General features: G+C 64.3%; 10 protein-coding genes and 1 pseudogene. 4 read left to right on the top strand and 7 right to left on the bottom strand.

All coding sequences use genetic code 11. From position 1 onward, the window contains the following. The 4 genes and pseudogenes from EN745_RS26285 to lptC form a co-directional block, all read right to left on the bottom strand. Positions 1–286: pseudogene (locus EN745_RS26285) on the bottom strand (RNA polymerase sigma-54 factor); the annotation flags it as partial. A 196-nt stretch (positions 287–482) separates the two neighbouring features. Next, positions 483–1,301 carry an LPS export ABC transporter ATP-binding protein gene (gene lptB / locus EN745_RS26290; protein WP_127400493.1) on the bottom strand — a complete coding sequence of 273 codons (819 nt, stop codon included), beginning with the start codon at positions 1,299–1,301 and terminating at the stop codon, positions 483–485. Beyond that, positions 1,301–1,885: an LptA/OstA family protein gene (locus EN745_RS26295; RefSeq protein WP_126058300.1), complete on the bottom strand. Its 585-nt coding sequence runs from the start codon at positions 1,883–1,885 to the stop codon at positions 1,301–1,303. Before EN745_RS26295 ends, lptB begins: the two co-directional genes overlap by 1 nt. Then, a complete protein-coding gene (gene lptC / locus EN745_RS26300; RefSeq protein ID WP_126058299.1) occupies positions 1,872–2,585 on the bottom strand; it encodes an LPS export ABC transporter periplasmic protein LptC in 714 nt (237 codons plus the stop codon). The genes EN745_RS26295 and lptC overlap by 14 nt, the downstream gene beginning before the upstream one ends. Before the next feature lie 300 nt (positions 2,586–2,885). On the opposite strand from lptC, the gene sppA reads away from it, so the two are divergent. The 4 genes from sppA to EN745_RS26320 all read left to right on the top strand — a co-directional run bounded on the left by sppA (position 2,886) and on the right by EN745_RS26320 (position 5,637). Further along, positions 2,886–3,842, top strand: coding sequence for a signal peptide peptidase SppA (sppA, locus tag EN745_RS26305; RefSeq protein ID WP_126058298.1), 957 nt, complete (start codon positions 2,886–2,888; stop codon positions 3,840–3,842). Between the two features lie 80 nt (positions 3,843–3,922). Then, a complete protein-coding gene (locus EN745_RS26310; protein ID WP_006200394.1) occupies positions 3,923–4,207 on the top strand; it encodes an integration host factor subunit beta in 285 nt (94 codons plus the stop codon). 53 nt (positions 4,208–4,260) lie between these two features. Then, complete coding sequence (locus EN745_RS26315; RefSeq protein WP_126058297.1) at positions 4,261–4,602, top strand: DUF1049 domain-containing protein; 342 nt, start codon at positions 4,261–4,263, stop codon at positions 4,600–4,602. Between the two features lie 69 nt (positions 4,603–4,671). After that, positions 4,672–5,637, top strand: coding sequence for an ornithine cyclodeaminase family protein (locus EN745_RS26320; RefSeq protein WP_126058296.1), 966 nt, complete (start codon positions 4,672–4,674; stop codon positions 5,635–5,637). Here the strand turns inward: EN745_RS26320 and EN745_RS26325 are convergent. The 3 genes from EN745_RS26325 to EN745_RS26335 form a co-directional block, all read right to left on the bottom strand. Then, the gene (locus EN745_RS26325; RefSeq protein ID WP_126058295.1) at positions 5,627–6,067 is read right to left on the bottom strand and encodes an EVE domain-containing protein; all 441 of its coding nucleotides are present in this window, start codon (positions 6,065–6,067) and stop codon (positions 5,627–5,629) included. The two genes, EN745_RS26320 and EN745_RS26325, sit on opposite strands and share 11 nt — an antisense overlap. Further along, positions 6,064–6,444, bottom strand: coding sequence for a VOC family protein (locus EN745_RS26330; RefSeq protein ID WP_126058294.1), 381 nt, complete (start codon positions 6,442–6,444; stop codon positions 6,064–6,066). Before EN745_RS26330 ends, EN745_RS26325 begins: the two co-directional genes overlap by 4 nt. A gap of 92 nt (positions 6,445–6,536) precedes the next feature. Beyond that, positions 6,537–6,769 (bottom strand): WYL domain-containing protein (locus EN745_RS26335; RefSeq protein ID WP_127422619.1); only part of this gene is annotated, 233 nt, incomplete at its 5' end.

The raw sequence follows: 6,769 nt of genomic DNA on the forward strand, positions 1-6,769 counted from the left end.
AGTCGAGCTTGTCCGAGATCGCTTCGGCGCTCCATTCCGTCTCGGCTTCGAACCAATCGCCGTCGGCGGCGGACTCCGGCGCGGCATCGCTCTTCTGCGCCTGGTCGCTAGCCGCGTCGTCCTGCGGCTCGGCGCGCTCCAGCAGCGGGTTGCGCTCGATCTCGTCTTCGATGAAGCGTTCAAGCTCGACATGGGTGAGTTGCAGCAGCCGGATCGACTGCATCAGTTGCGGCGTCATCACCAGCGACTGGGACTGCCGTAGCTGTAGTTTCGCCGCCAGCGCCATGGTTGGTTATCAAACGCCTCGTCTACGCACAGGACCTGCCGGAACAGATTTTCCGACCGAACCAACAAAGTGGCCCAGCTTTTGCTTGTCAAGCGAAACGGTAGCAAAACTCGCTTACCGGAGCGTTATCTCAGGCAAAAATCGGACAGGAATCCCGAAATCACCGAAAAATTGCGCCGAACCCTGGATTTCTTGTTTAGAGGGTAAAACCCTCGCCGAGATAGAGGCGCCGCACATCAGCATTGGCGACAATCTCGTCGGCGCGGCCATGCGTGAGCACCTGGCCGGCGTGGATAATATAGGCGCGGTCGATGAGGCCTAGCGTCTCGCGCACATTGTGATCGGTGATCAGCACGCCGATGCCGCGCGCCGTGAGATGCCGCACCAATTGCTGGATGTCGGCCACCGCGATCGGATCGATGCCGGCGAAAGGCTCGTCGAGCAGCATGTAGGCCGGGCGCGTGGCGAGCGCGCGCGCGATCTCCAGGCGCCGCCTTTCGCCGCCGGACAGCGACAGCGAGGGCGCCTTGCGCAGATGGCTGATGTGGAATTCCTCGAGCAGTTCATCGAGGCTGCGCTCGCGCGCCTTGCGGCTCTTTTCGACCACTTCGAGCACGGCGCGGATGTTCTGCTCGACGCTGAGACCGCGAAAGATCGAGGCCTCCTGCGGCAGGTAGCCGATGCCGAGCCGGGCGCGGCGGTACATCGGCATCGAGGTGACATCGAAGCCATCGATCTCGATCGTGCCTTCGTCCACCGGCACCAGTCCGGTGACCATATAGAAACAGGTCGTCTTGCCGGCGCCGTTGGGGCCGAGCAGTCCGACCGCCTCGCCGGCGCGCACGCCAAGCGTCACGCCGCTGACGACCTTGCGGCCCTTGTAGCTCTTGGTCAGGCCCTTGGCGATCAAGGTGCCCTTGAACTTCGCGGAATCGACGGAAACCGTCGCCGGCGCCGCTGGTTTGCCGGCGGCCCGCCCCGGAAGGCGAGCCAGCAGCGACGATACGCCGGCCATTATTGCTTCGGCGCTCCAGACTTAGGCGGCGGCGTCATCGACATGATGACGCGCCCGCCACAGCCGTCGACCTGGGCGAGGCCGCTCTTCATCTGAACGGTGAGCTTGCAGCCCTTGAGCACATTGGGGCCCTGCGACAGCACCACTTCCTTGCCGGAAAGCACGAGCACCTGCGTCTTCATGTCGAAAGTGCCGTTGTCGCCGGTGGCGATCTGGTCGTTCGATTTGATGTAGACCTTGTTGTCGACAACCAGGTGATCGATGTTGGCCGAGCCGGTCATCGCCGATGCGCCGGCGGCCGCGCCCTTGGCGGCATTGGGATCCTTTACATAGTAGACCGTCATCTTGCCGGCCTTGAGCGTGGTCGGGCCTTGCGTCACGGTGACGTTGCCGCTGAACACGGCGACGCTGTCCGCCTGGCGGACCTCCAGCTTGTCGCTCTCGATCTGGATCGGCTGGTCGCCGGAAAGTTTGAGGCCTGAGACCTGGCTGCTCGCGCCGGACTGGGCGAGCGACGGCGCCACGCCAAGCAACAACAGCACCGAGGCCGCGCCCAAAAGCCCTGCCAAACTACTGCGACGCATTCGATTCTCCGCTCTGTTGCTCTGCCGCCCTCAAGCTGGCGGGATCGATGTTGACGCGCACCTTGTTCTCGAAAACCAGAACCTTGCCGTTGTCCTGGACCGCCATCGAATCCGCCGTGATCCGCGAGCCGCCACGGCTGACATCGACCGGATCATCCGTCTTCATAGTGCCTTTGCCCATGTCGAGGAAGACTGATTTGAGCTTGGCTTCGATGCCGTCGGTCGTCGTCACCATTATGTCGCTGGTCAGGCTCATTGTGTTGCCGTCGCGGTCGTAGACGCCGCGCGTGGCGTTGACGGTCGCCACATTGTCGGACGTCAACGGCAATTTGGCATTGATCCCTTCCAGATCGATGATGCCTTGCTTGCCGACGTCCTGAATGGCGCGCAGCGCCGTCAGCGAATAGGGCAGCTTCTGCTTGGTGAAACCGTTGAGCTTGGGGTTGGCCATCACCAGCTTGCCGTCGGCAAAGGCGCTGCCTTCGGCCTGCACCGAAATCGACACCGGGGCCGCAAGATAGGAGTAGACGGGAAAGGCAATGGCGATGACGGCCGCAAGCAGCGGCACCGCGAATTTGAGCACGCGCACGCGGCGCGAATGCCGCTGCGCGAGGTCGAACGCATCACCCCGCGTACCGGCTGGCGCTGCTGGCGCCAAAGCCGTCTCGGCATTGGTCGTTTCGTTCGATCGCGCTAGCATGACTAAATTCTAATAAACCCTTGCCCCGCCAAATCACCGCCTATAGGTGGGATGCCGGCCCCCGTAAGCAAGCACAAGCGGAGGAAAACCGCAAAAATGTGACAGCTGCCGTTGTACAAACGGAAGTGAAGTCGACACAATCTACGCACTTCATAGCAGATACGGACGGGCAGCGTTAAAATTTCATGAAACGCCGGCCCGCATCGCGCAGGCGCTTTGACGCAACCCCACCAGGAAACGGTAGCGGGGCGCCGATGCTTGCTTTAAAAACATCTCTTCCCACCGACCGAGAGGCTGACCATGGCAATGAGAGCCGACGACCTGATCGACCGCCGCCGCTTGCGCCGCAAATTGACGTTCTGGCGTGTTGCTGCGCTCGCCGTCGCGGCCGTCGCGTTGATCGCCCTGTCGAGCTGGGTCTATCGCGACGACTTCACCGGCCAGGCTGTCGACCACATTGCCAAGGTCAGGATCGAAGGCACCATCACCGAAGACGAGGAGTTGATCAAGCGGCTGGAAACCATCCGTGAGTCCTCGAAGGTGAAGGGCGTCATCCTGTCGATCGATTCGCCCGGCGGCACGACGGTCGGCGGTGAATCGATCTTCGAGGAGGTGCGCAAGCTCGCCGCCGATAAGCCGGTCGTGGCGGAAGTCGGCACGCTCGCCGCGTCCGCCGGCTATATGATCGCCAGCGCCGCCGATCATATCGTCGCGCGCAAATCCTCGATCGTCGGCTCGATCGGCGTGCTGATCCAGTATCCGGACGTCAGCGGGCTGATGGACAAGCTCGGCATCAAGCTCGAGGAGGTGAAATCCTCGCCGCTGAAGGCCTCGCCCTCGCCCTTCAAGCCGACCAATGAGGACGAGCGCGCCATGGTCCGCAAGCTCATCCTCGACAGCTATGACTGGTTCGTCGGCATCGTCGCCGAACGCCGCAAGATGACCCGCGAGCAAGCGCTGGCGCTTGCCGACGGCTCGATTTTCACCGGCCGCCAGGCCCTCGCCAACCATCTGATCGACGCTGTCGGCGGCGAGACCGAGGCGATCGACTGGCTGTCGACAAAGGGCGTCGACGCCAAGCTCAAGGTGGTGGAATGGAAGGACACCGAGAGGCGCGGCGGCTTCCTGTTCTCCAAGACGATGGCGAAAACCGTCGCCAGCGCGCTCGGCCTGCCCGACGCCGGCGGCGACGTCATTCACGAAATTGGAGCCGACCGCTTGTTTCTTGACGGTCTCGTTTCGGTCTGGCACCCTTGACGCGCCGCTCGAGGCGAGCGAAAAAGCAAATAAAATCATCTGCATAATTTGACCGAAGTGCTTTCCGGGGAGCCGTTCTCATGATCAAATCCGAGCTTGTGCAAATCATTGCCACGCGCAATCCGCATCTTTTCCTGCGCGACGTCGAAAACATCGTCGGCGCGATCTTCGACGAGATCACCGACGCGCTTGCCGAGGGTAACCGGGTCGAACTCCGCGGTTTCGGCGCCTTCTCGGTGAAAAACCGTCCCGCTCGCACCGGCCGCAACCCGCGCACCGGCGAATCCGTCGAGGTCGAGGAGAAGTGGGTGCCGTTCTTCAAGACCGGCAAGGAATTGCGCGAAAGGCTGAACGGAGGCAAATAGGCGCGAGTTCACGCGCCGGCCCTCCGCCAGGCCTGCTTTCGACAGGAAAACAAATGTTCAACCGCTTCATGCTCGTCGTTGTCTTCGTGCCGCTGGCCGTCGTCCTGATCGCGCTCGCCGTCGCCAACCGCGAGCCGATCGCCTTCACGCTCGACCCGTTCAATCCCGGCAATCCCGCGCTGACGCTGAAGCTCCCGCTTTTCGTCTTCCTGTTCCTGGCTCTCGCCATCGGCATGATCGTCGGCAGCATGGCGACCTGGGTGAAGCAGGGCCGCTACCGCAAGCTGGCGCGCCAGCGCGGCGTCGAGGCCGAGAACCTGCGCCAGGCGGTCAGCCGCGCGCCTCAGGCGGCTCAGGCGCCGCAGGGCCCGGCCCTGCCGAAGCCGACCGCCTGAAGCCTTTGGGCGCAGCAGATGCCGTAAGAATTGCGGCTTCGCGGGCGCCTTCACTCCACGGAGTCTTCCATGCTGACCATTTCGGCCGCCGAGGTCGACCAGGCGCTGACCTTTCCCGGGCTGGTCGAGACGCTGCGCACCGCCTTCCGCGACGGCGCCGTGCAGCCGGTCCGTCACCATCACACGGTCGACCGTCCTGATGGCGCCGCCTCGACGCTGCTGTTGATGCCTGCCTGGACCGATTTCAACGCCCCCGGCGCCTCGGCGGGCGGCCATATCGGTGTCAAAATCGTCACCGTCTCGCCCGACAACAACGCCATCGGCAAACCCGCCGTGATGGGCCTTTACCTGCTGCTCGACGGCACGACCGGCGAACCGGAAGCGCTGATCGACGGCCAGCGACTGACGCAATGGCGCACCGCGTGCGCCTCGGCGCTTGCCGCCTCCTACCTCGCCCGCAAGGATGCCTCGCGCCTGTTGGTCGTCGGCGCCGGCGCGCTGTCGACCTTCCTCGCCAAGGCGCATTCGGCGGTGAGGCCGATCAAGAGCATCCGCATCTGGAACCGAACGCCGGTTAATGCCGAAAAGGTCGCCGCCGGCTTGCGCGCCGAAGGGCTCCCGGCCAGCGCAGCCGGCGATCTCGGCGCCGAGCTCGCCGAGGCCGACATCGTCTCCTCGGCGACCATTTCCACCGAGCCGCTGATCAGGGGTGCGCTGTTGAAGCCGGGCGCGCATGTCGACCTTGTCGGCGGCTTCACGCCGACGATGCGCGAAAGCGACGACGACGCGATCCGGCGCGCCCGCGTCTATGTCGACACTCGCTCCGGTGCCACCAAGGAAGCGGGCGACATCGTCCAGCCGCTGGCCTCCGGCGTCCTGAAACCGGACGCCATCATCGCTGACTTGCATGAACTGGCGCGCGGCGAGAAGGCGGGCCGGCAAGGCGACGGCGAGATCACATTGTTCAAGTCGGTCGGCGCCGCGCTTGAGGACCTCGCCGCCGGCATCGCCGTCTACAAGGCGCTCAAGCGATAGCTTCGCTTGCCGGCACCATGCCCATCGCTTGCGCGATCAGCGCAAAATCATGCGCGCCGATGGCAAGCAGCCCAAAACGGAACTGGTAGCCCCAGTTCGGCCGGCCAGCCGTCAAGTCGAGCCGGTCGAGCAACGGCTTGATCGGCGCTTCCCCAGCCTTCGCCCAGTCGACATCACGCCGGAACGGCGTGAAGCCTGCGCCCATGTAGCCCCGGTAGGGCTCGCCGTCGCGCACCGTGCCGATGGCGGTGAAAGATTGCAGGCCGTCCTTTTCGCCTAGGACCGTGCTCGGCGAATAGTAGACGATGCGGTCGCCTGGCTTGACGCGGCGCAGCGGCGCCGCCTTGCCATGATTGACCTGCATGAAGCCGCCTTCGCGGCCGATCCTGACATGCGCCGCCGAGGCGACCGCGATCCAGTGCGCACTCATCCCTGGTCTCCCTCGTTCAGCCAATAGACGCGCAGCCGGTGGTTGTCGGGATCGAGCGCAACGAAGGTGCGGCCGAAATCCATGTCCGTCGGCGCCTGCAGGATCTTCAGGCCGCGCCCGGCCCAGTCCCCATGGGCAGCGTCGACCGCCGCCGGCGTGTCCTGCGCAAAGACGAGCTCGGCTCCGCCGCCCGCGGCGGCCGCCGCCGGCTCCACCGTGTGGCGCGACCACAGCCCAAGCTTGAAGCCGTTGTCGAGCACAAACAGCACGAAGGTCGGCGACGCCTCGACCGGTTGCCGCCCGAGCAGCGCGCCGTAGAAGGCGCCGCTCCGCTCCGGACTGTCGACGTAGAGGATAACGAAATTTGAGGTGTTCATGTCTGCTCTCCAGGGTTTCGATTGGAGGAGCATAGGCCGCCCCACTGTCAGATTCTGGCAGCAGGCATTTTGCAAGAGCGCGTAACGAAACGTCAGGCCTCTGGCCCACGCTTTGGTGCGTCCAGCGTCGCTCGCCACGCCTTGAGGAGAGCCTGGCGACGGCGCGGGTAGCGAATTTCGGTGGCGCTGAGGGCGGAGATGCGATCGGCGCGGAAATGGCGGAAATCCTGCCGCGTCTCGCACCAGGCGACCACAATCCTCACCTTGTCGAAGAAGCCGAGCGCGAAGGGCCAGACCATGCGCCGGGACTGGACCCCTGCCGCAT

It is taken from the genome of Mesorhizobium sp. M4A.F.Ca.ET.022.05.2.1, assembly GCF_003998845.1.
In the GTDB taxonomy this organism is placed as follows: Bacteria; Pseudomonadota; Alphaproteobacteria; order Rhizobiales; family Rhizobiaceae; genus Mesorhizobium.

What these genes read in the sequence shown, in the direction of transcription:
- EN745_RS26310 (WP_006200394.1), top strand. Translation starts at nt 3,923, where the DNA reads ATGATCAAATCCGAGCTTGTGCAAATCATTGCCACGCGCAATCCGCAT.
- sppA (WP_126058298.1), top strand. Translation starts at nt 2,886, where the DNA reads ATGGCAATGAGAGCCGACGACCTGATCGACCGCCGCCGCTTGCGCCGC.
- EN745_RS26320 (WP_126058296.1), top strand. Translation starts at nt 4,672, where the DNA reads ATGCTGACCATTTCGGCCGCCGAGGTCGACCAGGCGCTGACCTTTCCC.
- lptB (WP_127400493.1), bottom strand. Translation starts at nt 1,301, where the DNA reads ATGGCCGGCGTATCGTCGCTGCTGGCTCGCCTTCCGGGGCGGGCCGCC.
- lptC (WP_126058299.1), bottom strand. Translation starts at nt 2,585, where the DNA reads ATGCTAGCGCGATCGAACGAAACGACCAATGCCGAGACGGCTTTGGCG.
- EN745_RS26295 (WP_126058300.1), bottom strand. Translation starts at nt 1,885, where the DNA reads ATGCGTCGCAGTAGTTTGGCAGGGCTTTTGGGCGCGGCCTCGGTGCTG.
- EN745_RS26315 (WP_126058297.1), top strand. Translation starts at nt 4,261, where the DNA reads ATGTTCAACCGCTTCATGCTCGTCGTTGTCTTCGTGCCGCTGGCCGTC.
- EN745_RS26325 (WP_126058295.1), bottom strand. Translation starts at nt 6,067, where the DNA reads ATGAGTGCGCACTGGATCGCGGTCGCCTCGGCGGCGCATGTCAGGATC.
- EN745_RS26330 (WP_126058294.1), bottom strand. Translation starts at nt 6,444, where the DNA reads ATGAACACCTCAAATTTCGTTATCCTCTACGTCGACAGTCCGGAGCGG.